Source organism: Enterobacter adelaidei (assembly GCF_041937165.1).
GTDB lineage: Bacteria > Pseudomonadota > Gammaproteobacteria > Enterobacterales > Enterobacteriaceae > Enterobacter > Enterobacter adelaidei.
In genome coordinates this window covers 249,262-275,047 of record NZ_CP154353.1, presented here as the reverse complement: position 1 = coordinate 275,047, position 25,786 = coordinate 249,262, and the positions used below count along the sequence as shown (strand labels likewise).

General features: G+C 55.2%; 22 protein-coding genes. 6 read left to right on the top strand and 16 right to left on the bottom strand.

All coding sequences use genetic code 11. The annotated features are described in order from the left end of the window. Nucleotides 1–34 precede the first annotated feature (34 nt). The 5 genes from ubiA to malK all read right to left on the bottom strand — a co-directional run bounded on the left by ubiA (nucleotide 35) and on the right by malK (nucleotide 5,159). Nucleotides 35–904 carry a 4-hydroxybenzoate octaprenyltransferase gene (ubiA, locus tag AAHF05_RS01340; protein WP_129324855.1) on the bottom strand — a complete coding sequence of 290 codons (870 nt, stop codon included), beginning with the start codon at nucleotides 902–904 and terminating at the stop codon, nucleotides 35–37. Between the two features lie 12 nt (nucleotides 905–916). Continuing rightward, on the bottom strand, nucleotides 917–1,414 hold the full coding sequence (ubiC, locus tag AAHF05_RS01335; protein ID WP_028017968.1) for a chorismate lyase: 498 nt from the start codon (nucleotides 1,412–1,414) through the stop codon (nucleotides 917–919). A 180-nt stretch (nucleotides 1,415–1,594) separates the two neighbouring features. After that, nucleotides 1,595–2,551 (bottom strand): maltose operon protein MalM, encoded by a 957-nt coding sequence (gene malM / locus AAHF05_RS01330; protein ID WP_028017969.1) that lies wholly within the window; start codon nucleotides 2,549–2,551, stop codon nucleotides 1,595–1,597. 113 nt (nucleotides 2,552–2,664) lie between these two features. Continuing rightward, nucleotides 2,665–3,978, bottom strand: a complete 1,314-nt coding sequence (locus tag AAHF05_RS01325) for a maltoporin (protein ID WP_374936429.1) — start codon at nucleotides 3,976–3,978, stop codon at nucleotides 2,665–2,667. A gap of 71 nt (nucleotides 3,979–4,049) precedes the next feature. Then, nucleotides 4,050–5,159, bottom strand: coding sequence for a maltose/maltodextrin ABC transporter ATP-binding protein MalK (gene malK / locus AAHF05_RS01320; RefSeq protein ID WP_028017971.1), 1,110 nt, complete (start codon nucleotides 5,157–5,159; stop codon nucleotides 4,050–4,052). Between the two features lie 372 nt (nucleotides 5,160–5,531). On the opposite strand from malK, the gene malE reads away from it, so the two are divergent. The 3 genes from malE (at nucleotide 5,532) to malG (ending at nucleotide 9,293) form a co-directional block, all read left to right on the top strand. After that, on the top strand, nucleotides 5,532–6,722 hold the full coding sequence (malE, locus tag AAHF05_RS01315) for a maltose/maltodextrin ABC transporter substrate-binding protein MalE (protein WP_032666867.1): 1,191 nt from the start codon (nucleotides 5,532–5,534) through the stop codon (nucleotides 6,720–6,722). 121 nt (nucleotides 6,723–6,843) lie between these two features. Beyond that, nucleotides 6,844–8,388: a maltose ABC transporter permease MalF gene (malF, locus tag AAHF05_RS01310; protein WP_129324853.1), complete on the top strand. Its 1,545-nt coding sequence runs from the start codon at nucleotides 6,844–6,846 to the stop codon at nucleotides 8,386–8,388. A 14-nt stretch (nucleotides 8,389–8,402) separates the two neighbouring features. Beyond that, nucleotides 8,403–9,293: a maltose ABC transporter permease MalG gene (gene malG / locus AAHF05_RS01305; protein WP_014830272.1), complete on the top strand. Its 891-nt coding sequence runs from the start codon at nucleotides 8,403–8,405 to the stop codon at nucleotides 9,291–9,293. A 97-nt stretch (nucleotides 9,294–9,390) separates the two neighbouring features. Here malG and psiE read toward each other — a convergent pair whose 3' ends face one another. From psiE to pgi, 6 genes are all read right to left on the bottom strand, one after another. Next, a complete protein-coding gene (gene psiE / locus AAHF05_RS01300; RefSeq protein ID WP_000202963.1) occupies nucleotides 9,391–9,801 on the bottom strand; it encodes a phosphate-starvation-inducible protein PsiE in 411 nt (136 codons plus the stop codon). Between the two features lie 122 nt (nucleotides 9,802–9,923). Further along, the gene (locus AAHF05_RS01295; RefSeq protein WP_129324852.1) at nucleotides 9,924–12,020 is read right to left on the bottom strand and encodes a YjbH domain-containing protein; all 2,097 of its coding nucleotides are present in this window, start codon (nucleotides 12,018–12,020) and stop codon (nucleotides 9,924–9,926) included. Continuing rightward, entirely contained in the window at nucleotides 12,020–12,757 is a 738-nt protein-coding gene (locus tag AAHF05_RS01290) for a capsule biosynthesis GfcC D2 domain-containing protein (protein WP_129324851.1), read from the bottom strand. The genes AAHF05_RS01295 and AAHF05_RS01290 overlap by 1 nt, the downstream gene beginning before the upstream one ends. Then, nucleotides 12,754–13,392 carry a YjbF family lipoprotein gene (locus tag AAHF05_RS01285; RefSeq protein ID WP_049007754.1) on the bottom strand — a complete coding sequence of 213 codons (639 nt, stop codon included), beginning with the start codon at nucleotides 13,390–13,392 and terminating at the stop codon, nucleotides 12,754–12,756. The genes AAHF05_RS01290 and AAHF05_RS01285 overlap by 4 nt, the downstream gene beginning before the upstream one ends. Before the next feature lie 62 nt (nucleotides 13,393–13,454). Further along, nucleotides 13,455–13,697: an exopolysaccharide production protein YjbE gene (yjbE, locus tag AAHF05_RS01280; protein ID WP_129324850.1), complete on the bottom strand. Its 243-nt coding sequence runs from the start codon at nucleotides 13,695–13,697 to the stop codon at nucleotides 13,455–13,457. Nucleotides 13,698–14,063: 366 nt separating this feature from the next. Next, entirely contained in the window at nucleotides 14,064–15,713 is a 1,650-nt protein-coding gene (gene pgi, locus AAHF05_RS01275) for a glucose-6-phosphate isomerase (protein WP_108089384.1), read from the bottom strand. 375 nt (nucleotides 15,714–16,088) lie between these two features. Between pgi and lysC the strand changes: the two genes are divergently transcribed. The 3 genes from lysC (at nucleotide 16,089) to AAHF05_RS01260 (ending at nucleotide 18,796) form a co-directional block, all read left to right on the top strand. Next, entirely contained in the window at nucleotides 16,089–17,438 is a 1,350-nt protein-coding gene (lysC, locus tag AAHF05_RS01270; protein ID WP_028017979.1) for a lysine-sensitive aspartokinase 3, read from the top strand. Between the two features lie 90 nt (nucleotides 17,439–17,528). After that, entirely contained in the window at nucleotides 17,529–18,473 is a 945-nt protein-coding gene (gene panS, locus AAHF05_RS01265) for a ketopantoate/pantoate/pantothenate transporter PanS (RefSeq protein ID WP_129325462.1), read from the top strand. 50 nt (nucleotides 18,474–18,523) lie between these two features. After that, complete coding sequence (locus AAHF05_RS01260; RefSeq protein WP_028017981.1) at nucleotides 18,524–18,796, top strand: DUF3811 domain-containing protein; 273 nt, start codon at nucleotides 18,524–18,526, stop codon at nucleotides 18,794–18,796. On the opposite strand, the gene rluF is transcribed toward AAHF05_RS01260, so the two are convergent. The 5 genes from rluF to metH form a co-directional block, all read right to left on the bottom strand. After that, nucleotides 18,797–19,669 carry a 23S rRNA pseudouridine(2604) synthase RluF gene (rluF, locus tag AAHF05_RS01255; protein ID WP_049007759.1) on the bottom strand — a complete coding sequence of 291 codons (873 nt, stop codon included), beginning with the start codon at nucleotides 19,667–19,669 and terminating at the stop codon, nucleotides 18,797–18,799. Nucleotides 19,670–19,723: 54 nt separating this feature from the next. Then, nucleotides 19,724–19,972 carry a CcdB family protein gene (locus tag AAHF05_RS01250; RefSeq protein WP_240739595.1) on the bottom strand — a complete coding sequence of 83 codons (249 nt, stop codon included), beginning with the start codon at nucleotides 19,970–19,972 and terminating at the stop codon, nucleotides 19,724–19,726. Further along, nucleotides 19,950–20,243 carry a type II toxin-antitoxin system CcdA family antitoxin gene (locus AAHF05_RS01245; protein ID WP_049007761.1) on the bottom strand — a complete coding sequence of 98 codons (294 nt, stop codon included), beginning with the start codon at nucleotides 20,241–20,243 and terminating at the stop codon, nucleotides 19,950–19,952. Before AAHF05_RS01245 ends, AAHF05_RS01250 begins: the two co-directional genes overlap by 23 nt. 95 nt (nucleotides 20,244–20,338) lie before the next feature. Next, nucleotides 20,339–21,970 (bottom strand): Na/Pi cotransporter family protein, encoded by a 1,632-nt coding sequence (locus tag AAHF05_RS01240; RefSeq protein ID WP_129325463.1) that lies wholly within the window; start codon nucleotides 21,968–21,970, stop codon nucleotides 20,339–20,341. Between the two features lie 116 nt (nucleotides 21,971–22,086). Further along, nucleotides 22,087–25,770: a methionine synthase gene (gene metH / locus AAHF05_RS01235; protein ID WP_129325464.1), complete on the bottom strand. Its 3,684-nt coding sequence runs from the start codon at nucleotides 25,768–25,770 to the stop codon at nucleotides 22,087–22,089. Nucleotides 25,771–25,786 lie beyond the last annotated feature (16 nt).

Here is a 25,786-nt window from a genome sequence, read left to right as displayed (position 1 = left end):
AGGTCGGGTAAGGCGAAGTCGCCACCCGACTTTTTTATAAGAAATAGCTCATCGCCAGGCCTAAAAACAGCACCAGACCGACGTAGTTATTATTCATAAACGCCTTAAAACAGGCATCACGCTCGCGCTTCGCAATCAACTTTTGCTGGTACGCAAACAGCAAACCCGCCACCAGCACGGACCAGTAAAACTCCCAGTTCAGCCCGTTCAGGCGACCAATCGCGACCATCAGTGCCAGTACCGCGACCTGCAGGATACCGATAATCAGCTTGTCCTGACGACCAAAGAGGATAGCGGTTGATTTGATGCCAATTTTCAGGTCATCGTCGCGGTCTACCATCGCGTATTGCGTGTCATATGCCACGGCCCAGAGAATATTCGCCAGGAACATCAGCCAGCAGCTGAGTGGTAAGGACTCACTAACTGCCGCAAACGCCATCGGAATCGACCAGCCAAATGCCGCCCCCAGCACCACCTGAGGCAGATGGGTATAGCGTTTCATAAACGGATACACCCAGGCCAGGGCCAGCGCCGCAACGGAAAGCAGAATGGTCATGGTGTTAAGGGTTAACACCAGCAGGAAAGAGAGCAGCACCAGAACAATGAACAGCACGCGGGCTTCTTTCCCGGTGACTTGCCCGCTGGGTAACGGACGACCGGCAGTACGTTTTACATGCCCGTCGAATTTACGATCGGCATAGTCATTGACCACGCAGCCTGCCGCGCGCATCAGCCAGACGCCGGCAACGAATACGCCCAGGATCCACAGCGGTGGCACGCCCGGCGTCGCGACCCACAGCGCCCATAAGGTCGGCCACAGCAACAGTAACGCGCCAATCGGTTTATCGGTACGCATTAAGCGGTGATAGGCCAACAGCTTATTCTGCGTCAGGCTCCACTCCATTTTTTCTTCCTCTTAGTACAACGGCGATGCCGGTAAAAAAAGCTCCGTCAGTATTAACGGTTTACCGCTCAGGCGAAGGCGGGAACGACGCCCCCACAGTTCGGCATCACGACCAATCTCAATAAAATCTCGGGTAAGCTCAGACGAGGTGAAAAGGTAACGCCCCAGAGGCGTTTTCCCCAGCCGTTGCAGCGCCAGCTCGGGCCCGGAAAGGGTGGATTCGGGCACCACCGTCCGCCCGGCAAGCCATGGCTCGCCATCAGCGCAGAGTAAAATTTCACGCAGCCAGTAACGTGGCTCTTGCGGCAATAGCGGCAGCTCGGCAGCAATCTCATCGCCAGAGACAAACCCTTCCTGAATCAGGGTCACCGTGACCGTTTTACCCTGCTGCTCAAAACGTTTCGTCATGGAATCTTCCAGCAGCAACCAGTCCAGTTGCTGCGGATCAAGCGCAGGTATTTGGTCGAAATAGCGCAGCGCACGCAGTTGCGTTAGCGCAGGGTGTGACATGCCAGACTCTCCGATACATAACGTGATGGCATTGTATCGCAGAAAAGCAGATTGAGGGCGGCCAAACGTTATTTAACGATCACTATCGCAACAAGAGCGCAACAGCCCGGAGAATATCAAAAAAAGTGCGCCCACTCAGGCGCACCAAACTACTAACAAATCAGCACTGTGGGGAAACGGTTACCCCTTGCCTTTTACACTGCTGATAAAGGTGGAACGGGCAGTGGTTGAACCTAAACGTTCGGCTTCATCAAGCAGTTTCAGCGCTTTATCGACATCGCCGCGCTTCACCGCCTGCTTAATGGCGTTGTTGAAGTACTCTTCGGTGTCGTTCAGAACCGGTTCAGCTTTCTTCGATGGGGCTGGTGCTGCGGCGGCTACCGGTGCGGCAGCGGCTGTGGCGGCTGGAGCGGCATACACAGGCGCGGCTGTATTGCCTACTGTGACAGGGCCAGTACCGGAAGAGCCAAACAGTGGGCCAACCAGCACGCTGGATGCATTGTTTGTTGAGACTTTCAGCTTAAGCAAACCGTCGGTGACGTGACGCGCTAATGGATCCGGAATATCCGGAACCGAGTTGCCGGTGCCTTTCGCATAGGCTTTTGCCGGATCGATAAGCTTAGTGGTCTGCTGCAGATCTTTTTCGGTCGTGAAAACCAGAACATAAATCTTCTGCTGGCCCAGGGCAGGCGTCAGGCGCATTTTGCCTTCCAGACGGTCGGCGCTCATCACGCCTGGTTCCTGGTAACTAAAATATTCGCTTGGGAAGAAAGCAGATGGCGTCAGGTTCTGATCCAGAATCAGTACGTTAGGTGCGAAGACGCTGGTTTGTTTGTTCACTTCGCTGGTCAGCGTCAGGGTTAGCTCACCAATGTTGGCCGGCACGCTGTAGGCGGCAACCGGCCCGGTGATCCCCGGCACGTTCAGTTGCTGGCCGCCCGTAGAAAGCTGTGTCGACTGCGTTTTGGATTGATCAACTGGCGTCCAGGTCAGTTGCTGGAGCGCCGCCGCCGGGATAGCCGGCGCAGCGCTGGTATTTTGTGGTACGAAATTCACGTCTGCAAAGGAGACCGCCGGAACACAGGCCATCAGCCCCGCAGAGAGGCACAGCGCGACGAGACTTTTCTTCATTTTCATTGTTATTACCTCTGATAGCGTGAGCACTGCGGTGGCCAGGCAATAGCGCGCAGCACCCTAAGGATAGAGGGGCTTGCGCCCCTCTTTTAGGTCATTACGTCAGGTCTAACGAATTACCACCAGATTTCCATCTGGGCACCGAAGGTCCACTCATCAGAGTCGCCTCGGCTGAAGGTTTTTGCGGACGTGTCGCTGTACGCAATACCAGAGTCATAGCCTGCACCGGAGTCGCCGTTCGCGTAGCCCCATTTTTCATCCCACTTCGCGTAAGTTGCGAAGACACGGATAGCTGGACGGGACCAGATGCTGTCGCCTGCCTGCCATTGTTGTGCCAGGGTGATTTTGTACTGACTGTTGGTGTCGTCGGTTTTCTGAGACTTAACGTTGTCGTAGCCCACTTCTAACAGGGTGCTCATGATTGGCGTCCATTTGTACATAGGACGCACACCGACGGTCCACCATTTGGTGCCGTTGTTGTTATCCAGGTTGATGTCCTGGTACATACCTACGTACATCAGATCCCAGGAGTCGCCCAGAGAGATCGCACCGTGGTCCAGAACACGCCACATGTCGCCGTTGTTGTTGATGCTACCACCTTCCGGACGGCCCTTGCCGTTGGAGGTCATAGAGTCAGTTGCGTACTGCAGCACAAACTTGTTAAAGCCCTTCAGCATGCTCTGGGTATGTTCAGCGGTGAACATCCAACCGTCTTTAGATGCGCCAGGCTGCAGGTAGTAGTCATCTGGAATATTGGTGTGACCATAATCAACACCGAACTCCAGCGTACCGCCTTCATTGACCTGCATCTGTGCTAAACGGACGTCGAAGACATCGTTCGGTACCAGGTTGTCATAAATACGGTTACCCAGCGCGTAACGATCGGCAAAGGTCGCTGAGCCGCCCGCTTCAGAAGAACGAGTTGCAGCCAGAGAGAGCTTACCGAAGCCCAGGTCAATGTTTTCGATACCCGCACCAGGACCAGAAATATCCCAGTAGTAGAAGTCGATCATGTGAACGTCATGACGCTGATAGAAGCGCTTACCGGCCCAGATGGTGGAACCTGGCAGTGCGTCAATCAGGTTTTTACCCTGCACGTTAGCTTCACGGAAGGCCGGGCTGGTAGATTCCCAGTCGTTCTGCTGAGAGACGGAATACGCAACGTTGGTGTCGAAATAGAAGCTCTTATCGCCTTCTTTCCACACTTCCTGGCCCAGTTTCAATTCCGCATAGGTTTCACATTCGTTACCGAGACGGTATTTACTTTGTGCACCGGTTGCCTGGAAACACTGTTGCTCACCGCCACTCCCGGTCCAGCCAATGCCGGAACGAGCATAACCTTTAAAGTCCACGGCGCCTGCCTGGGCAGACAGGATGCCTGCCGCAACGGCGATTGCCAGAGGGACTTGTTTGCGCAGAGTAATCATCATTCTATCTCCTGAGATCATTGCTTTTCTTTGAACACTTCACCTGTCGGTTTCGTGTCTTCTTTTGGGATTGCTTAAACGCCTGGCTCTTTGTGCAACCGACGACATGCAGTGCCATCCTCACGGAACAGATGGCAACGCTCTGGCGGCAAGCCGATAGCGAATGTGGCACCCTCTTCTACCAACACCACGTCATTCTGGCGGTAGACCAGGTTCTGACGGATGGCGGGGATCTGGATATGAATCTGTGTTTCGTGACCAAGCTGTTCGACAACCTGAACTTCACCTTCCAGCGTCACATCGGCGATGTGGCTCGGCAGCAGGTGCTCAGGACGAATACCGAGGGACATGTTTGCCCCTACCTGTACATTGGCGCTGTCGACCGGCAGCCAGACCTGCTGGCGGTTTGGCAGCTCCACCTGTACCTGTTCGATCGCAGTTGCCGTCACTTTGACGGGCAGGAAGTTCATCTTTGGCGAGCCAATGAAGCCCGCAACAAAGCGGTCTGCCGGGTAGTGATAAAGCTCCAGCGGTTTGCCCACCTGCGCCACGCGACCGGCGTCCAGCACCACAATTTTGTCGGCCAGCGTCATCGCTTCGACCTGATCGTGGGTGACGTAAATCATCGTGCGGCCAAGACGTTTGTGCAGACGGGAGATTTCAATACGCATCTGGACACGCAGAGCGGCATCCAGGTTGGAAAGGGGTTCATCGAGCAGGAACACGCGCGGTTCCGCCACCAGGGTACGGCCAATCGCCACACGCTGACGCTGACCACCGGAAAGCGCTTTCGGTTTACGCTCAAGCAGGTGCGCCAGCTGTAACACTTCCGCCACCTGCGTGACGCGCTGGTTAATCACGTCCTTCTTCGCACCCGCCAGTTTCAGGCCAAAGGACATGTTTTCGGCAACAGACAGATGGGGGTAAAGCGCATAAGACTGGAACACCATGCCTACGCCACGTTCGGCAGGCGGGATGTCGTTCATACGGGTGTCACCAATAAACAAATCGCCACTGGTGATCGTTTCAAGACCGGCAATCATACGCAGCAGAGTAGATTTACCGCAGCCTGATGGGCCGACAAATACCACGAACTCACCTTCGTGGATGTCCAGATTGATGTCTTTCGACACCACAACGTCACCCCAGGCTTTCGTTACATTACGCAGCTGTACGCTCGCCATGCCCTTCTCCCTTCGTTACAACCTGTCGCCGACAGAAACATTCAAGATAAGTTCACTATGGGGTATCCATTACTTTCCCGAATCCTCCACCCCCCGGCTTTTTTATGGGGGAGGAGGCGGGAGGATGAGGGAGCAGGCTCTGCGACCGCGGCTGGAGGGCTGAGGCAAAATTCGTGAAGCCACCTGCAAAATTCAGTGTGTTTTTATGTGCGCCAGCACTCATAACTTAAATTTATGCAACGAAGATCACACAAACCGGGGGTGGGGCGTAGGGGTTGGGAGGATGGAAAGAGGATGTCAAATAAGGAGACTGAGTCACGTTGAACCACCTCATTGTATCCACGAGCACATCACCAAAAAAGGATGGCAGATATGAAGATCAAGACTGGCGCACGTGTTTTCGCATTGTCCGCCCTTGCAGCAATGATGATTTCCGCACCGGCTCTCGCCAAAATTGAAGAAGGTAAGCTGGTAATCTGGATTAACGGCGATAAAGGCTATAACGGCCTGGCCGAAGTGGGTAAAAAATTCGAGAAAGACACCGGGATCAAAGTGACCGTAGAACACCCGGATAAACTGGAAGAGAAATTCCCACAGGTTGCAGCAACTGGTGACGGCCCGGACATCATCTTCTGGGCGCATGACCGTTTCGGTGGTTACGCGCAGTCGGGTCTGCTGGCAGAAGTCACGCCGGACAAAGCCTTCCAGGACAAACTGTTCCCGTTCACCTGGGACGCCGTTCGCTATAACGGCAAGCTGATTGCTTACCCAATCGCGGTTGAAGCCCTTTCTCTGATTTACAACAAAGACCTGGTACCTAACCCACCGAAAACCTGGGAAGAGATCCCGAAACTGGATAAAGAGCTGAAAGCGAAAGGTAAGAGCGCGCTGATGTTCAACCTGCAAGAACCGTACTTCACCTGGCCGCTGATTGCTGCCGACGGCGGTTACGCGTTCAAGTTTGAAAACGGCAAGTATGACGTGAAAGACGTGGGCGTGGACAACGCTGGCGCGAAAGCGGGTCTGACCTTCCTGGTGGACCTCATCAAGAACAAACATATGAACGCGGATACCGATTACTCCATCGCGGAAGCGGCGTTCAACAAAGGCGAAACCGCGATGACCATCAACGGTCCGTGGGCCTGGACCAACATCGACAAGAGCAAAATCAACTACGGCGTGACGCTGCTGCCAACTTTCAAAGGCAAGCCGTCTAAACCGTTCGTTGGTGTGCTGAGCGCGGGTATCAACGCGGCAAGCCCGAACAAAGAGCTGGCGAAAGAGTTCCTGGAAAACTACCTGCTGACCGATCAGGGTCTGGATGAAGTGAACAAGGACAAACCGCTGGGTGCCGTTGCGCTGAAATCCTTCCAGGATCATCTGGCAAAAGACCCACGTATTGCGGCCACCATGGATAACGCTCAGAAAGGCGAAATTATGCCGAACATCCCGCAAATGGCAGCGTTCTGGTACGCCACCCGTACTGCGGTCATCAATGCGGCAAGCGGTCGTCAGACTGTTGATGCCGCGCTGAAAGATGCGCAGGGTCGTATTACTAAGTAAGTCTGAAAAACGGCGGGTGGCGCATGCGCTTACCCGCCCTACGACTACGGCACGATCCGTAGGTCAGGTAAGCGCAGCGCCACCTGACGATAAGTTTCCACCGTTGTAGAGGAAAAACCCCATGGATGTCATTAAAAAGAAACACTGGTGGCAAAGCGACGCGCTGAAATGGTCAGTGATGGGTCTGCTGTGTCTGCTGGTGGGTTACCTTGTTGTTTTAATGTACGTACAAGGGGAATATCTGTTCGCCATCATGACGCTGATTTTAAGCTCTGCTGGCCTGTATATTTTCTCCAACCGTAAAGCCTATGCCTGGCGCTATGTCTACCCGGGCGTGGCCGGGATGGGGCTGTTTGTTCTCTTCCCGCTGATTTGTACTATTGCCATTGCGTTCACCAACTACAGCAGCACCAACCAGCTGGCGCAAGAACGCGCAACGCAGGTCCTTCTGGATCGCTCTTACCAGGCCGGCAAGACCTTTAACTTCGGCCTGTATCCTGCCGGTAACGAGTGGAAGTTAGCGCTTACTGACGAAGCAAGCAGCAAATACTATGTCTCCGACGCGTTCAAATTTGGCGGCGAGCAGAAGCTGACCTTAAAAGAGGCCGCAGCGCTGCCGGAAGGCGAACGTGCCAACCTGCGCGTCATTACCCAAAACCGTCAGGCGCTGACCCAGCTCACCGCCGTACTGCCAGACGAAAGCAAAGTGACCATGAGCTCACTGCGCCAGTTCTCCGGCACGCAGCCTCTCTACACGCTGGCGGATGACGGCACGCTGACCAACAACCAGAGCGGCGTGAAATATCGTCCGAACAACGACATTGGTTTCTATCAGTCCATTACAGCCGATGGCAAATGGGGTGATGACAAGCTCAGCCCTGGCTATACCGTCACCATTGGCTGGGACAACTTTACCCGCGTGTTTACCGACGAAGGTATTCAGAAACCGTTCTTCGCCATCTTCGTCTGGACGGTGGTCTTCTCGGTTCTGACCGTGATCCTGACTGTGGCTGTGGGCATGGTTCTGGCCTGCCTCGTGCAGTGGGAAGCCTTGAAAGGCAAAGCGATTTATCGCGTACTGCTGATTCTGCCGTATGCCGTACCGTCGTTTATTTCGATTCTGATTTTCAAAGGGCTGTTTAACCAGAGCTTCGGTGAAATCAACATGATGCTGAGCGCGCTGTTTGGTATCAAACCGGCCTGGTTCAGCGACCCGACGACTGCCCGTTCGATGATTATCATCGTCAATACCTGGCTGGGCTATCCGTACATGATGATTCTGTGCATGGGGCTGTTGAAGGCTATCCCGGACGATCTGTACGAAGCCTCGGCGATGGACGGCGCGGGCCCGTTCCAGAACTTCTTTAAAATTACGCTGCCGCTGCTCATTAAGCCGCTGACGCCGCTGATGATTGCCAGCTTCGCCTTCAACTTTAACAACTTCGTGCTGATTCAACTGTTGACCAACGGCGGCCCTGACCGTCTTGGCACTACCACGCCGGCAGGCTATACAGACCTGCTCGTGAGCTACACCTACCGTATTGCTTTCGAAGGCGGCGGTGGTCAGGACTTCGGTCTGGCGGCGGCGATTGCCACCCTGATCTTCCTGCTGGTTGGCGCTCTGGCGATTGTGAACCTGAAAGCCACACGAATGAAATTTGACTAAGGAGGGCATCGATCATGGCTATGGTACAACCCAAATCTCAGAAACTGCGCCTCCTGGCGACGCATTTAGGCCTGCTGATTTTCATCGCGGCGATCATGTTCCCGCTACTGATGGTCATCGCCATCTCCCTGCGTTCGGGTAACTTCGCCACCGGGAGCCTGATCCCGGATGAAATCTCCTGGGAGCACTGGAAGCTCGCGCTGGGCTTCAGCGTAGAGCACGCGGATGGTCGCGTCACACCGCCGCCGTTCCCGGTGCTGTTATGGCTGTGGAACTCGGTGAAAATCGCCGGGATCACCGCGATAGGTATCGTGACGCTCTCCACCACTTGTGCGTACGCTTTCGCCCGTATGAAGTTCCCGGGCAAGGCCTCACTGCTGAAAGGGATGCTGATTTTCCAGATGTTCCCGGCGGTACTGTCGCTGGTCGCGTTGTATGCCTTGTTTGACCGCCTGGGCCAGTACGTGCCGTTTATCGGCCTGAACACCCACGGTGGCGTAATCTTCGCCTATCTTGGCGGTATCGCACTGCATGTGTGGACCATCAAAGGGTATTTCGAAACCATCGACGGCTCGCTGGAAGAAGCTGCGGCACTGGATGGTGCAACCCCGTGGCAGGCGTTCCGTCTGGTGCTGCTGCCGCTGTCGGTGCCTATCCTGGCGGTGGTGTTTATCCTGTCGTTTATCGCCGCCATCACCGAGGTACCCGTCGCCTCTCTGTTATTGCGCGATGTGAACAGCTACACCCTGGCCGTCGGTATGCAGCAATACCTCAACCCGCAAAACTACCTGTGGGGCGACTTTGCCGCGGCGGCCGTGCTCTCCGCCATCCCGATTACCGTGGTGTTCCTGCTGGCGCAGCGCTGGCTGGTGAATGGCCTGACGGCGGGCGGTGTGAAAGGTTAAGTTTCATTTTGTTATGCCACTGCAACCCTCAACTTTAGACGTATTGTATTGACCCAACTTGTGACTGTTATTAGGCGGCCTCCGGGCCGCCATTTTTTTATTCGCGTTTCAGCCGCTTCGAGTTACACAGCCAGAGGGTGATTACCAGCAGCAGGATCGCCGCCGAGTAGATCAGCACGTCGAGCGGGGATTTATGATCGACGATGATCAGCCGCACTATCGCGGTGATCCCAATGTAGACGAAATAACGCAGCGGGAAGTGAAAGCCGGACTGAAAGTACTTCACAATCAGGGCGATAAATTCAAAGTAGAGAAAGTAGACCACCAGTCCTTCCACCAGCGCATATTTGCTGGTTTGTTCAGGGGCAAACAGCACATCCGCCAGATGCACCGTCTCTTTTCCCAAAAAGACGACCAGTATCAGTCCAAGGCTCAACAGACCGAGGTTCAGCACGGTCTGGAGGATAGTTGAGATAAACTCAACACGCGGGCGAGTCAGGGATGTCATACAGCACCTCATTCTCCGGGGCGAGGTTCCTGTATAACGCAAAAATGTGACGGAGATCTATATTTTTTGTTTATATTTCGCGCGATCGCCCGGTGGCGAAGTACCACCGGGCTGGTCAGGCATCAGCGGAAGTTAATGTTTTTATCGCTGGTCATATCATACAGCTGGAACTTACGACCCAACTGCTGACCCCCGTCGCGCGTCAGCGGCGTCCAGCCAATTGCCGCACGGCTGCGGGTTGGGCCTGACGAGAACAGATCCAGCGGAATCGACACGTAAACCCCTTTGGTAAAGTCCCCTTCCCCGTACTCGTCCGGCGAGACGTTGGTGATGGTCGCATAGCCGCCCACCACGACGCCGCTGTCAAAGTGTTTGGATATATCGAGTGTGCCGCCCTTATCGCCCGCCAGGTACTGGCCAACGCTGGCTTTCACCAGCACGTCAGGGGCAAACGACGGCGTCCAGTAGGCGGTCAGATGACCGGTTTTGACGCTGTAGTCAGTGAACTTCATCATGTCCTGGGCGCTGCGCCAGTCACGCTGTTTGACGTAGTTGGCATCAATCCCGAACGCCCAGTTGCTGTCGACAGGACGATAAAGCACTTCTGCCCCAGCGCCGCCGAACATGGTTTCCAGATATCCGCCGTACACCTGGCCGTAGAAGCCGTTGCCGAAGTACTGGAAGTAGTTGGCCTGCAGGTTGTTCACATAAACATTATTCTGCACGTACTCACGCACGCGGGTGCGCACGCGCGGCAGCGTCGAGTCATTTGGCGGATTGGTGTAGTTGAACTTGTCGTAGTTGTTAGCAATGTTGCCAAACAGGCTACCGGTGGTCAGCAGGTGGTCGGTGAGCCACAGATCCGCTGTCGCCATCGCGCCCAGCTGATACATGTAGAAGTTCTCTGGCCCGCCGACGGACTGATTCAGCACCGGATCGATATGGAAATCGAAGCGCGACTTGTCGATATACCAGCCCTGCTCGGTGGTTTCTGGCACGATCGGCTCTACGCGTTTTTGCACCAGCTCGGTTTCATGCCCGAGCGGTTCACCTTCCAGATGGCGCTTGAGGCTGGTGACGTCCGTTTCCGTCGTCACCTGCGGCAGGTTGAGACGGTTCTCCGTGACGCGGATCGTGCGGATCCCATCCGGGAGATCGTTCATGACGATCCGGTTGGCGCGTTCGATCCCTTCACGCGAGTCGCGGTATTTCACCTGCTCGCCGGTAACGTACAGCGTATCGCCTTTTACCTGAATTTTCGGATCCGCCAGACCCGCATTATATTTCAGCAACGTCAGCTGGTTTGCCACCACCGAGTGCTGCAGGATGGCGTCCTGCGGCTCCGGCTGGTATGCAGGCCGTGCGTTATCGTTGTAGTGCGGGCGCATGTCGTTGAAGTTAGTGCGCAGCGTGAAGCCAAACATGAAGGTATTGCCACGCTCGTAGCTGAGGTTAACGTCGGCCCAATCGGTGACGCGATAAATGGCGCCGACGTTAAACTTGCTCTTCTGTTCAATCTTGCCAGCGAAATCCTGCGAGTAGTCATTCCCTTCATACTCCAGCTTCAGGCGCAGCGGCTGCCAGGGTGTCTGGTATTCGACGCCACCAAACAGCGACGCCGGTCCGTGGAACATTTGGTCGCCGTTGATCGAACCCGCTTTCTGGTAGCTATTATCGCGGTAGCAATATTTATCGCTGTACGAGCAAAACGGGTTTTTGACGTTGCCGCTGGTACCGAGATAACCCCAGCCCAGACCGAGTGAGAAATCAAACGGTCCCCAGGCTTTACTGGCAACAATGTATTCCGCATCAAACAGACCGGTACCGCCGATATCTTTGGCGCCGACGGAGACCTGGGGCATCCAGTAACTCTCTTCCCACAGACGTACTTTGAGGTCGAAGGCTTTATCTTTGTAAGTCTGATCGCCGGAGAACGCCTCTACGCTGCTGTACTGTTTCGTACGCACGTCGGTATAGCGCAGCGTGGTTTCAAGCCACGGAAACAGTTGCACCGACGCCGAGTAGTAGCGGTATTGATCGTTATCGCGATAGTTAAGGCTCAACTCACCCTCACGCGCCATACGTGCGGTGGGCGTTTGCAGTAAACCGACGCCACCGAAGTCTGACTGGGACGGGCCAATAGGTGCCGGATACGTTTCTGCATGGCAGGCGGCACTCACACAAAGTGCCAGCATGCTGTAGAGATAGGTTCTTTTCATTATTCCGGAATCCGCTGTATCAGGGAGCGAAGGATATCGGCGTTAAGTCCGTCATACGCCTTCGTCCAGAAATGGTCGGCAAAACCGACAAAAATGATGCTGCCAGGCATAGGTTCGATATGGCGTTTGTTCCAGTAGGCCACTGGCGCTTTTTGTGTGTGCCCGTCAGGGTAAACCACCCAGGCATAGCTGTTATCCGCACCGCTTAACAGGCTCTGCTCGTCGAGATAGCTCACCACGTCACGACCGGGTGTAAAGGGCTTTTTCCCGGGGTGGCTGATAAGACCAAAAACGGTGATGGTTGAGGGTTGTGCAGGCAGCCAGAGCGTATATTCCCCTTCCAGAGCCGGGTTACCGTTCTCCGACACGCGCACGTCATCCGGATCGAGGTTCACTGGTAGCCGACCGGTGATTTTCAGGGCCTGAACCTGCTGGCGAACGCTGTTAATCGCCGCCGCATCGTCACCCTCTTCCTGCTCCGCTAACCCCGTCAGCCTGGCGAGGAGCGCCTTGTATTGTTGTTCCGCTTCAGCGGTTTTCTGGCGTTCAGCGATCACCGCGCCAGGCCACCAGCTGTTCGCCAGTCTGGGCTGGCCGACGAGATCGATCAGATGCCCGGCGTTGGTCAGTGTTTTGGGCTGCGTGCTGTCCGGGATATAGACCTTCACCGTTCCGGCAGACCAGGCAAGCGGCGCGGCAAAACTGGCGATCAGCGCAACGCGAATAAGTGTTTTCATGATTTCGCGGCCTTGATAAGCGTAGTTTTGACCGGGAAGAATCCGGCACCGAGATACTGCAGGGACTGACGGATTTGTCCGTCATCGTCGACCCAGAAACGGTTATGCCACGTGGCCTGGTCGGTGATCACTTCTTCATCGAGCACGCGAACCTGGGTTTTGTCACTTCCCACGCTGACACTGTCCGTCCCCTCCCAACGGAAGGTAGAGCGTGCGGTGGCGTAACGCACCTGTTTATGCTCGGTCCAGCCCATCGTGCGCGTCCAGCTTGCGCCGTCGGTGATCTGGTTGGGTTTGATAAGCGGGTCGGCAGCGATATTGTTCACCTCAAGCAGGTTGTCTCCGCCCAACAGGGTTTTCACGAGACGTCCATGCTGCGTCACGATGGTGGCCTGATCCTGCGTCACCCATTTCTGCTGCCCGTTTTCATCGAAAGCGAGCACCACAAACAGTTGCGGGCCATCGTTTAACTGCATGTACTGGCTGGCATACGGCATGTTCTGAAGTTCATCATCGGTCAGATGTACACCCGGTGTGCCGAACATGCTGTCCCACAGTGAGTTCCCCAGCCCTTTGGTGGTGGCTGAGCACGCCTGCAAGAGCAGGCAAATCATGATGATTGCAGGTCGCTTCACGACTCTTCTCCGAAGGGCGAAATAACCACACCGAAGTGTGGTTATGATTAAAACACCCGGAATTATCGGGTGCTGGTCGTTGTGGTGGTCGTGGTTCCGGTATTGGAGCCATCACCGCCACCGGTTGCCGCCAGCGCGACACCCACGGCTGAACTTACGGTGCTGGCGCTGGCTGCGGTAGAACTTCCCACAGACGCAGACGTCGCAGCCGACCCTGCCGCTTCCCCGACCTGAACCGGAGCTGCATAAACAGATGTCGCCGCAAGCGCAGATATGGCAAAAATGCCATACAGTACTTTCTTCATAACAATTTCCCTTCAATGAATGAATGGAGATTTGCCCGAAAAGAATTTCAGGCGGAATCGAGTATACACAACTACTGCCGTGGGATTGTCGTAAGGGGAAATAGGGGTGGGGTTTTCGGAATAATGGTTAAAATGGAAATAGAATAAAAATAAAATAAATATATAATTAATTAAAATCAATAAGTTATAATATATACATATTAACAAATTAGTGCGTATTTTCTTAAAATAAACCGCAGCAATTAACGGGTTAAGCGTCTTTTTCGGATTAAACTCAGATCCAGAATTTGAGTTAATTAACAGACATCAGGAATTATCCGATAAAAAAATGCCGGCATATCGCCGGCATTTTTCATGACATTTTAATTACGCACGCCATGCTTTATAACGGTTGATCAAACCATTTGTCGAGCTGTCATGGCTGGCAATCGCTTTATCGTCACCCAGCTCTGGCAGGATACGGTTTGCCAGCTGTTTGCCCAGCTCAACGCCCCACTGGTCAAAGGTGAAGATGTTCAGGATCGCGCCCTGCGTGAAGATTTTGTGCTCGTACAGGGCAATCAGCGCCCCCAGGCTGAACGGCGTGATTTCGCGCAGCAGGATGGAGTTGGTTGGACGGTTGCCTTCGAACACTTTGAACGGCACAACGTGGTCCAGGGTTGCCGGATCTTTACCCTGGTCACGGTATTCCTGCTCTACCACCTCGCGGGATTTACCAAATGCCAGCGCTTCAGTCTGGGCGAAGAAGTTAGACAGCAACTTCGGATGGTGGTCGGACAGTGGGTTATGGGTGATAGCCGGGGCGATGAAATCGCACGGTACCATTTTGGTGCCCTGGTGAATCAGCTGGTAGAACGCGTGCTGACCGTTCGTGCCCGGCTCACCCCAGATGATTGGACCGGTCTGGTAATCCACGGCGTTGCCGTTACGGTCAACGTATTTACCGTTGGATTCCATGTTGCCCTGCTGGAAGTAGGCCGCGAAACGGTGCATGTACTGATCGTATGGCAGGATCGCTTCGGTTTCAGCGCCGAAGAAGTTGTTGTACCAGATACCAATCAGCGCCAGCAGCACAGGCAGGTTTTTCTCTGGTGCGGTGCTGGAGAAGTGTTTATCCATCGCGTGTGCGCCTGAGAGCAGCTCAACGAAGTTGTCGAAGCCGACAGACAGGATGATGGACAGACCGATTGCAGACCACAGAGAGTAACGGCCGCCCACCCAGTCCCAGAACTCAAACATGTTCGCGGTATCAATCCCGAACTCGCCAACTGCCTTGCCGTTGGTGGACAGCGCCGCGAAGTGTTTCGCCACGTGCTTGTTGTCGCCTGCAGTCTTCAGGAACCAGTCGCGCGCACTGTGGGCGTTGGTCATGGTTTCCTGAGTGGTGAAGGTTTTAGATGCGACCAGGAACAGAGTGGTTTCCGGGTTCACGTTCTTTAGCACTTCGGCGATGTGGGTACCATCGACGTTAGAGACAAAGTGCATGTTGAGGTGGTTTTTATATGGACGCAGCGCTTCGGTCACCATGAATGGACCGAGGTCAGAACCGCCGATACCGATGTTAACCACGTCGGTGATGGCTTTGCCGGTGTAGCCTTTCCAGCTACCAGAGATGATCGCTTCGGAGAAGGCTTTCATCTTTTCCAGCACCGCGTTCACTTCCGGCATTACATCTTTGCCGTCAACGATGATTGGCGTATTGCTACGGTTACGCAGCGCCACGTGCAGCACGGCACGGTCTTCGGTGCGATTGATCTTCTCACCGGAGAACATGGATTTGATGGCGTCAGCAAGCTGCGTCTCTTTTGCCAGATCCTGCAGTTTCGCCAGCGTCTCTTCGGTAATGCGGTTTTTGGAGAAATCCACCAGCATCAGGTCATCAAAGGTCGCGGAGAATTTGTTGAAACGATCGGCATCTTTCGCGAACAGCTCCGCGATAGTGACGTCTTTCATTTCATCAAAATGTTTTTGTAGTGCCTGCCAGGCAGCGGTCTGCGTTGGGTTGATGTTTTTCATTAGCAATACTCTTCTGATTTGAGAATTGTGACTGCGGTCGATTGTAGCGCCTGCAAATAAAAATTGTGATGGTTTTTATGCCATTGCCCTGGCCTGCATCAAACGCAGGTGAAAAGACCCGAAAAGTATAGCTGCTGGAGAGCGCTCCTGCGGCGGCGAAATGTCGGTCAAAACCGGGTAAAATGAAGCATAAAATATGGCCCTGTTATAAGTCCTGTTTCTCAGGGGTACCCCCCCATGAAAAATCCGCATAATCCCGGCATTGACAGGACCTCCCCCGCATTTTATTTATAGGGCCGTATTTTGCGCCTGCACCTGTTTTCGTTTCATTCTTGTGCCAAGGTCGCTTTATTCATTCCCTGACACGAGGTTGTTATGACGAGTTTTGTGGTCGCCAAATTTGGCGGCACCAGTGTGGCCGATTACGATGCCATGAACCGCAGCGCCGATGTGGTGCTAGCCGATCCGAATACCCGCCTGGTGGTGCTTTCTGCCTCTGCTGGCGTGACGAACCTGCTGGTTTCTCTGTCTGAAGGACTGGAAGCGACCGAGCGTTTCGTTAAGCTGGATGCACTGCGCAAAATTCAGTTCGACATCCTTGAACGTCTGCAGAACCCGAATGTCATCCGCGAAGAAGTGGAACGCCTGCTGGAAAATATCACCACGCTGGCAGAAGCGGCTTCTCTGGCCACCTCCACCGCCCTGACCGATGAGCTGGTCAGTCATGGCGAACTGATGTCGACTCTGCTGTTTGTGGAAATCATGCGCGAGCGTAACATTCAGGCGCAGTGGTTTGACGTGCGTAAAGTGATGCGTACCAGCGATCGCTTTGGCCGCGCCGAGCCGGACGTTGAAGCGCTGGCGGAGCTGACCAACCAGCAGCTGGCTCCCCGTCTGGCAGATGGTATTGTGATCACCCAGGGCTTTATCGGCAGTGAAGCGAAAGGCCGCACCACCACGCTTGGCCGTGGCGGCAGCGACTACACCGCCGCACTGTTGGGCGAAGCACTGCATGCAACGCGCGTGGATATCTGGACTGACGTTCCGGGCATTTACACCACCGACCCGCGCGTTGTTTCTGCGGCTAAACGTATTGATGTGATCGCCTTTGAAGAAGCGGCTGAAATGGCCACCTTCGGTGCGAAGGTGCTGCATCCGGCAACCCTTTTGCCAGCCGTACGTAGCGATATTCCGGTCTTCGTCGGCTCCAGTAAAGATCCGAAAGCGGGCGGGACGCTGGTCTGCAAGAAAACGGAAAATCCACCACTGTTCCGCGCGTTGGCCCTGCGCCGTCGCCAGACGCTGGTCACGCTGCACAGCCACAATATGCTGCACTCCCGTGGCTTCCTGGCGGAAGTGTTTGGCATTCTGGCGCGCCATAACATCTCTGTAGACTTGATCACCACCTCCGAAGTGAGCATCGCGCTGACGCTGGACACCACCGGTTCCACCTCCACTGGTGACACCCTGCTGACGCAGTCACTGCTGATTGAGCTTTCTGAACTGTGCCGCGTGGAAGTAGAAGAAAATCTGGCGCTGGTTGCCATCATCGGAAACAAGCTGTCGCGTGCCTGCGGCGTAGGGAAAGAGGTGTTTGGCGTGCTCGACCCGTTCAACATCCGCATGATTTGCTACGGTGCCTCCAGCTATAACCTCTGCTTCCTGGTCCCTGCCGATCAGGCCGAGCAGGTCGTGCAGAAGCTTCATCAGAATTTGTTTGAATAAAATTCGTTAGCACGATAAACAATAACGATAAGCCGGGCACAGACCCGGCTTTTTCATAACTAAACACAACACAATCGCAAGGAAATACCTATGTTATCCGCCATCACACGGCTGTTCCCGTTATGGGCGCTGCTGCTCTCCGTAGTCGCGTATTACACGCCCACCTCGTTCACCGGCATTGGTCCGTGGGTCACCACCCTGCTGATGCTGATCATGCTCGGTATGGGCGTTCATCTGAAAATCGACGATTTTAAACGCGTGCTGTCGCGCCCGGCCCCCGTCGCTGCAGGCATATTCCTGCACTACCTGGTGATGCCGCTCGCGGCGTGGCTACTGGCGATGGCCTTTAAGATGCCGCCCGACCTTTCCGCCGGGATGGTGCTGGTGGGCAGCGTGGCCAGCGGCACGGCGTCCAACGTCATGATCTATCTTGCGAAAGGCGATGTGGCACTCTCCGTCACTATCTCTTCCGTTTCCACGCTGGTTGGCGTGATTGCTACCCCACTGTTAACGCGCTTATATGTGGACGCACATATTCAGGTGGACGTCATGGGCATGTTACTCAGCATCCTGCAAATCGTGGTGATCCCGATTGCGCTGGGACTAGTCATTCACCATCTTTTCCCGCGCGTGGTGAAAGCCGTTGAGCCGTACCTGCCAGCGTTTTCGATGGTCTGCATTCTGGCGATCATCAGCGCCGTGGTGGCGGGTTCCGCCTCACACATTGCTTCTGTAGGCTTTGTGGTGATCATCGCGGTGGTACTGCATAACACCATTGGATTACTCGGTGGTTACTGGGGCGGGAAGCTGTTTGGCTTTGACGAGTCCACCTGCCGCACGCTGGCAATCGAGGTGGGAATGCAGAACTCCGGTCTGGCAGCAGCACTCGGTAAGATTTACTTCTCACCACTGGCGGCCCTACCTGGCGCACTGTTCTCCGTCTGGCATAACTTCTCCGGTTCGCTGCTGGCGGGTTACTGGTCCGGTAAGCCGATTGATGAACAACCCAAAAAAGATGCGGTGAAGCAGAGTTAATTTACGCGGCTTGCTTTACACTGAAGCCTCCCCATCAGGAGGCTTCAGCAATGGCTACACCACGACTGACCCAGAAAGACATGACGGAAGCCGAGCAGCGCGAACTGAAAACGCTTCTCGACCGCGCCCGTATCGCCCATGGCCGCACGCTGACGAACGCCGAAACGAACCAGGTTAAAAAAGAGTATATCGACAAATTGATGACACAGCGTGAGGCTGAGGCGAAAAAAGCCCGCAAACTGAAAAAGCAGCAGGCTTATAAACCCGATGCGGAGGCGACCTTCTCGTGGTCTGCCAACACATCGACTCGTGGAAGGCGCTGATTAGCGCCCTTTCTTTTTACGGCCAGGCTGGGTAAAGCGTTTCCCGTTGGCCGGTTTGCCGCGTCCTTTCTCTTCCGCCTGCGGCGCCTTCACCACCGGGCGCTTAATCGCCTGGGTTTTAGGTTTGGCTTTGGCCTTCGGCTTTGCTTCGGATGAAGAATTCTCAATAAGTTTGAACAGCTCGATCAGCTCGTCATCCGTTAAATCACGCCATTCACCCAGCGGGATCCCGGACAAGCTGACGTTCATGATGCGCGTGCGTTCCAGCTTCGTCACTTCATAACCGAAGTGCTCACACATACGGCGGATCTGCCGGTTTAAACCCTGGACCAGCGTAATACGAAACGCGAACGGTGCTTCTTTCTTCACCTTACACTTCTTCGTAACGGTGCCCAGAATTGGCACGCCCGCCCCCATCCCACGGATAAACTCATCCGTCACAGGCTTATTCACCGTGACGATGTACTCTTTCTCATGGTCATTTCCGGCGCGCAGAATTTTGTTCACCAGGTCACCGTGGTTGGTGAGAAAAATCAGCCCCTGGGAGTCTTTATCCAGTCGACCAATCGGGAAGACACGGCTGCTGTGGTTAACGAAATCAACGATGTTGTCCCGCTCGCCATCTTCCGTGGTACTGACGATACCAACCGGTTTATTCAACGCGATAAACACCAGGTCTTCAGCATCGCGGGGTTCGATGACCTGACCATTCACTTTAACCACATCGCCAGGGACGACCTGGTCGCCAATGGTGGCGCGTTTGCCGTTCAGGAACACGTTACCCTGTTCAATGTAACGGTCAGCCTCGCGACGTGAGCAGATCCCGCTCTCGCTAATGTATTTGTTTAATCGGGTTGATTGAGTTGGCAGCATAGTTTCTCCTGTGAAGGGCGAAATATACCTTACCTTGCGGCTGACAAAAAAGTGTTAGTAACCGTTGATCAAAAAATCGAGTGCATCCCGCAATGAAGCCCGGTTTTGCGTAAGATCGGCGACACGCTCGCCTAACTCTTTTGGCGATATGCCTGCCATCATGTGCATCATGACCACGCAGGGCTTACCCGCTATCTCAACGACAGGGCACACTTTCGCAGGCGGTTGAATGCCTCCCAGGTGGCTAAGCTCAACTGCGGGGGCGACCAGGACTGCTTCATCAGAACGACCTCTGAAAGTCACTAAAAGAGCCGTTTTCATCAACCCACTGGTTAATGGCCTCAATAGAAGCTTTATTTTCTGCTAACCACTCGGCGCGCTGATGCGCACGAAACTGCTCCTGCAGCGCAGCCGTGAGTACAGCGGATAGATTAAGTTTAAGCCGTCGCGCCTCTTCAAGAATTTCTGGTGCTAACGACACATTAACTGATTTTTTAATGCCTTGAGTAGTGCGCATGAGAACCCCCATCGGAATGCGCATGAATTGGCGAAGAGTAGCGTAATAAACGAGCATTTTCTATTCCCTTAAAAATGTAAGGTCTGAAGAGTAAATGGCGCTTTATAAGGTGTCACGCCTCGCAAAACGGTTTTGCGAGGCGCTTTCAGAGATTAATATTCATCCCGCTCGTCGTCTTCATCCGGCTGTTCCATCACGCTGTACGCCACCGCGCAGAACAACGAGTTGAGACGTTTCATATCCCCCAGCAGCCCCAGGTGCAGCGAACTCGTTTCGATACTCTGCACGTTCTGCTGATGCAGACGCTCAACGTGGGCGTGCGAGTAGCGGCGGTTCAGAATACGGAAACGATGCTTGTTGCGGCGCAGGCGGCGCGCACTCGGCACGTCGCTGGAGAAGAACACCGACATCGCCAGCTTGAGGTTGCTGACAAGCTGTTCGTGCAGCGCCTCCAGCTCCTTCAGGCCTTCACCTGAAAATGCGCGACGCGCGGCAAGGGATTTGTCGGCAATCTCGCTGCCCATGCGCTCAACGATATCTGAGGCCTGCTCCAGGTTAAGCGACATCTCGATAATTTCCGCCCAGCGGCGGGACTCCTCCTCCGCCAGTTCATCCTGCGGAATACGCGCAAGATAGAGCTTGATGGCGGTATAGAGCACGTTGATGTCGTCCGCCAGTCTGCGCAGCTCTTTCTCTTCACGTGGCTCGCCGTGCATCACCTTTTGCAGCCCTTCGAGCATGGTTTCCATCGCATCGCCTATGCGCAGCGTCTCACGGGCCGCATTCGCCAGCGCCAGTGCAGGGGTGTCCAGCGCGGACGTATCCAGATGCTTAGGTTTCAGACGCGCATCCAGCTCCGGTTCATCCTGAATAAGTCGTTCACAGAAACGGGCCATCGGTTCAGCAAAAGGTACCATCGCCAGGCAGCGCACCAGGTTATAGAAAACGTGGAAATAGATCACCAGCTCCGCTTTTGGCAGCGGGAGGTTATCCATCAGGTTCGCCAGCGGGTGGATAAAGGGCAGGATAATCAGACTCCCCACCAGCTTAAACAACAGGCTGCCAAGCGCCACTCGACGGGCGGCAGCATTGGCGGCGCTGTTGTTGAGCATCGCCAGCAGGCCAGAGCCGAGGTTGGCCCCGATCACCAGACATAACGCGACCGGGAAGGAGATCACCCCTGCAGCGGTGAGTGTTGCCGTCAGCAATACTGCGGCCAGGCTCGAGTAACTGACGATGGCAAACACTGCACCGATCAGCGCGTCCAGCATGATGTCGCCGGTCAGCGAAGCGAAGATGACCTGAACACCATTAGCCTCGGTAATGGGAGTAACCGCCTGCACAATCAGTTCCAGCGCCAGCAGGATAAGCCCCAGGCCAATCCCTACGCGTCCGAGCTGTCCGGCCCGCGTTTGTTTGCGGCCAAGGAAGAAGATGACGCCAATGAAAATCAGCAACGGCGACAGCCAGGAGAGATCAAAGGTCAGGATACGCGCCATCAACGCGGTACCCACATCAGCACCCAGTACAATCACCAGCGCCGGGGCCAGCGCCACCAGATCCTGCGCCACAAACGAGGTGACAAGCAGCGTCGTGGCGTTGCTGCTCTGAACCAGTGCCGTTACACCAATACCCGCGCAGAAGGCGAGCGGTTTCTTCTCAACGCTGCTGCTGAGAACGGTGCGTAAACGAGCACCAAATACGCGCATCACGCCGGTACGGACAATATGGGTGCCCCATACCAGCAGTGCGACTGCGGAGAGCAGATGTAACAGAGTCAGCACGGAAGATGTACCTCCTTATCGTTATTCGTTTTCCCTTGGTTCAGTATAAGGGTTTAAACGTAATAAAGAGACAGGGCGCCCAATGAGCGCCCTGTTTGTTGTAAGGAAAAGTGACGTCAGTCCGCGTCGTAGCCTAAATTCGGCGCTAGCCAACGCTCCACTTCAGAGACACTCATACCTTTGCGCAGGGCGTAATCTTCGATTTGATCGCGTTGCAGCTGCGCCACGGCGAAGTACTTGCTGTCAGGATGGCTGAAATACCAGCCGGAAACGGACGCCCCTGGCCACATGGCGAACGACTCGGTGAGTTTCATCCCTGTATGCGCTTCAACATCCAGCAGCTTCCAGATAGTGCCCTTTTCGGTGTGTTCCGGGCAGGCCGGGTAGCCAGGTGCCGGACGAATCCCCTGATAGTTTTCGCGGATCAGTTCCTCGTTGCTGAGGTTCTCATTGGCCGCGTAGCCCCAGAGTACCTTACGTACGCGCTCGTGCAGGTACTCGGCGAAGGCTTCCGCCAGACGGTCGGCAATCGCTTTGACCATGATTTTGTTGTAATCATCGTGCTGCGCTTCGAACGCATCCGCCAGGGCATCTTCTTCCAGACCACCGGTTACGGCAAATGCGCCGATGTAATCGGCTTTACCAGAAAGCTTCGGCGCAACGAAATCGGCCAGGCAGTAGTTCGCGAAACCCACTTTCTCGGTTTGCTGACGCAGATGGCGGCTCACCGCCAGCACGTGAGTGCGGGTTTCATCGCGATAAATTTCAACATCGTCGCCCACGCGGTTCGCCGGGAACAGCCCCACCACGCCACGCGGGTTGAGGGTTTTCTCTGTGCTCAGCTTGTCGAGCATGTCGTTGGCATCTTTAAACAGGCGCTGTGCTTCTTCACCGACAACGTCGTCTTCGAGGATGCGCGGATATTTGCCCGCCAGCGACCAGGTCATAAAGAACGGCGTCCAGTCGATGTAGTTGCGCAGCGTCTCGATGCTGGCAGTCACATCCTGCACGCCCAGACGGTGCGCGACAGGCGGCGTGTAGCTCGACCAGTCAAATGCCAGATCGTTATCGCGCGCCGCCTGCAGCGTGACGGGCGGCGTGCGCGGTTTCTTGCGACCGTGCTGAATACGGACGGTTTCGTACTCTTTGCGGGTGCGCGTAACAAACTCGTCGCGCTGGGTGTCAGAGAGCAGCGCGGACACCACGCCTACCGTTCGCGAGGCATTTTGCACGTAGACCGTCGGGCCACTGTAGTTCTGCTCGATTTTCACCGCCGTGTGCGCTTTTGAGGTGGTCGCCCCGCCAATCAGCAGCGGAATGGTAAAGCCCTGACGCTCCATCTCTTTCGCCACGTTGACCATCTCATCAAGCGACGGGGTGATCAGCCCGGAGAGGCCAATCAGGTCGGCATTCACTTCACGTGCGGTTTTGAGGATTTTGTCCGCGGGTACCATCACGCCAAGATCGATAATCTCGTAGTTATTACACTGCAGCACCACACCAACGATATTCTTGCCGATGTCGTGAACATCGCCCTTCACGGTGGCGATCACCATTTTCCCGTTGCTGGAGCCTTTCTCTTTGCTGGCTTCGATAAACGGTTCAAGGTAGGCCACCGCCTGCTTCATCACGCGGGCGGATTTCACTACCTGCGGCAGGAACATTTTGCCCTCGCCGAACAGGTCACCGACCACGTTCATGCCGTCCATCAGCGGCCCTTCGATCACTTCAATCGGACGTGCGGACTGAAGACGCGCTTCTTCGGTATCCAGTTCGATAAACTCGGTAATCCCTTTCACCAGCGAATATTCCAGGCGCTTTTTCACATCCCAGGAACGCCACTCGGCCTGCTGAACGTTGACTGCTTCATCCGATTTACTGCCACGATATTTCTCCGCCAGATCCAGCATCCGCTCGGTCGCATCGTCACGACGGTTCAGGATCACGTCTTCTACCGCGTCGCGCAGTTCTGCCGGCAGGTCGTCGTAAATCGCCAGTTGTCCGGCGTTTACGATCCCCATATCCATCCCGTTACGGATGGCGTAGTAGAGGAACACGGCGTGGATAGCTTCACGCACCGGGTCGTTACCGCGGAACGAGAACGACACGTTCGACACGCCGCCGGAGATCAGCGCATGCGGCAGCTCGCGTTTGATGTCTTCACACGCGCCGATAAAGTCCTGAGCGTAGTTGTTGTGCTCCTCAATCCCGGTCGCGACGGCGAAGATGTTCGGGTCAAAGATGATGTCTTCCGGCGGGAAGCCTACCTCTTCGGTCAAAATTTTGTACGCGCGGCGGCAAATCTCAATCTTGCGTTCGCGGGTGTCTGCCTGGCCCACTTCATCAAAGGCCATAACCACAACGGCCGCACCGTAACGGCGTACCAGCTTCGCGTGGTGGATAAAGATATCAACGCCCTCTTTCATCGAGATGGAGTTAACGATGCCTTTACCCTGAATGCATTTCAGCCCTTTCTCGATGACTTCCCACTTCGAGGAGTCAATCATGATCGGCACGCGGGCGATGTCCGGCTCGCCGGCAATCAGGTTGAGGAAACGCACCATCGCCGCTTCGGCGTCGAGCATCCCCTCATCCATGTTGATATCAATAATCTGCGCACCGCTTTCCACCTGCTGGCGGGCAACGTCCAGCGCTTCGCTGTACTTCTCTTCCTTGATCAGACGTTTGAACTTTGCTGAACCGGTGACGTTAGTACGCTCACCCACGTTCACAAACAGGCTGTCGTCGCCGATGGTCAACGGCTCAAGGCCGGATAGGCGGCAGGCAACAGGCAGCTCAGGTAATTTTCGCGGCGGCAGCCCGGCCACCGCATTGCTCATGGCCGCGATGTGCTCCGGCGTTGTGCCGCAGCAGCCGCCGACGATGTTCAGGAAGCCAGACTCGGCCCACTCGCGGATTTGCGCCGCCATGGTGTCGGCATCGAGATCGTATTCACCGAACGCGTTCGGCAGACCGGCGTTCGGGTGCGCGGTGACATAACATTCCGCGATACGGGACAGCTCCTGCACGTACTGGCGCAGTTCATCTGGACCCAGCGCGCAGTTCAGGCCGAAGGAGAGCGCTTCGGCGTGGCGCAGGGAGTTATAAAAGGCTTCGGTTGTCTGGCCGGACAGGGTACGACCGGAGGCGTCAGTAATGGTGCCGGAAATCATGATCGGCAGGTCAACGCCCAGCGCCTCGAACTCCTCTTTCACCGCGTAAATCGCGGCTTTGGCATTGAGGGTATCGAATACGGTTTCGATCAGGATCAGATCGGAACCCCCTTCCACCAGCGCTTTGGTTGATTCACGGTAGGCAGCAACCAGCTGATCAAAGGTGATATTACGAAACGCCGGGTCGTTCACGTCCGGTGAAATCGACGCGGTGCGGTTGGTCGGCCCCAGTACCCCGGCAACGTAACGAGGTTTATCCGGCGTGCGGGCGGTCCAGGCGTCGGCACAGGCACGCGCCAGCTTCGCGGCTTCAAGGTTGATTTCCGCCGACAGGGATTCCATCTGGTAATCCGCCATGGCGATGGTTGTCGAGTTGAAGGTGTTGGTTTCAACGATATCTGCACCCGCTTCGAAGTACGCGTTGTGGATATCGGTAATGACTTGCGGCTTGCTCAGCACCAGCAGGTCGTTATTACCCTTCAGATCGCATGGCCAGTCGGCAAAGCGCTCACCGCGGAAATCGTCTTCACTCAGACGATAGCTCTGGATCATGGTGCCCATGCCGCCGTCCAGCACCAGAATTCGTTCATTTAACTGCGCACGCAGTTGCTCTACTTTGCTGCTCACACTTGCTCCCGACAAC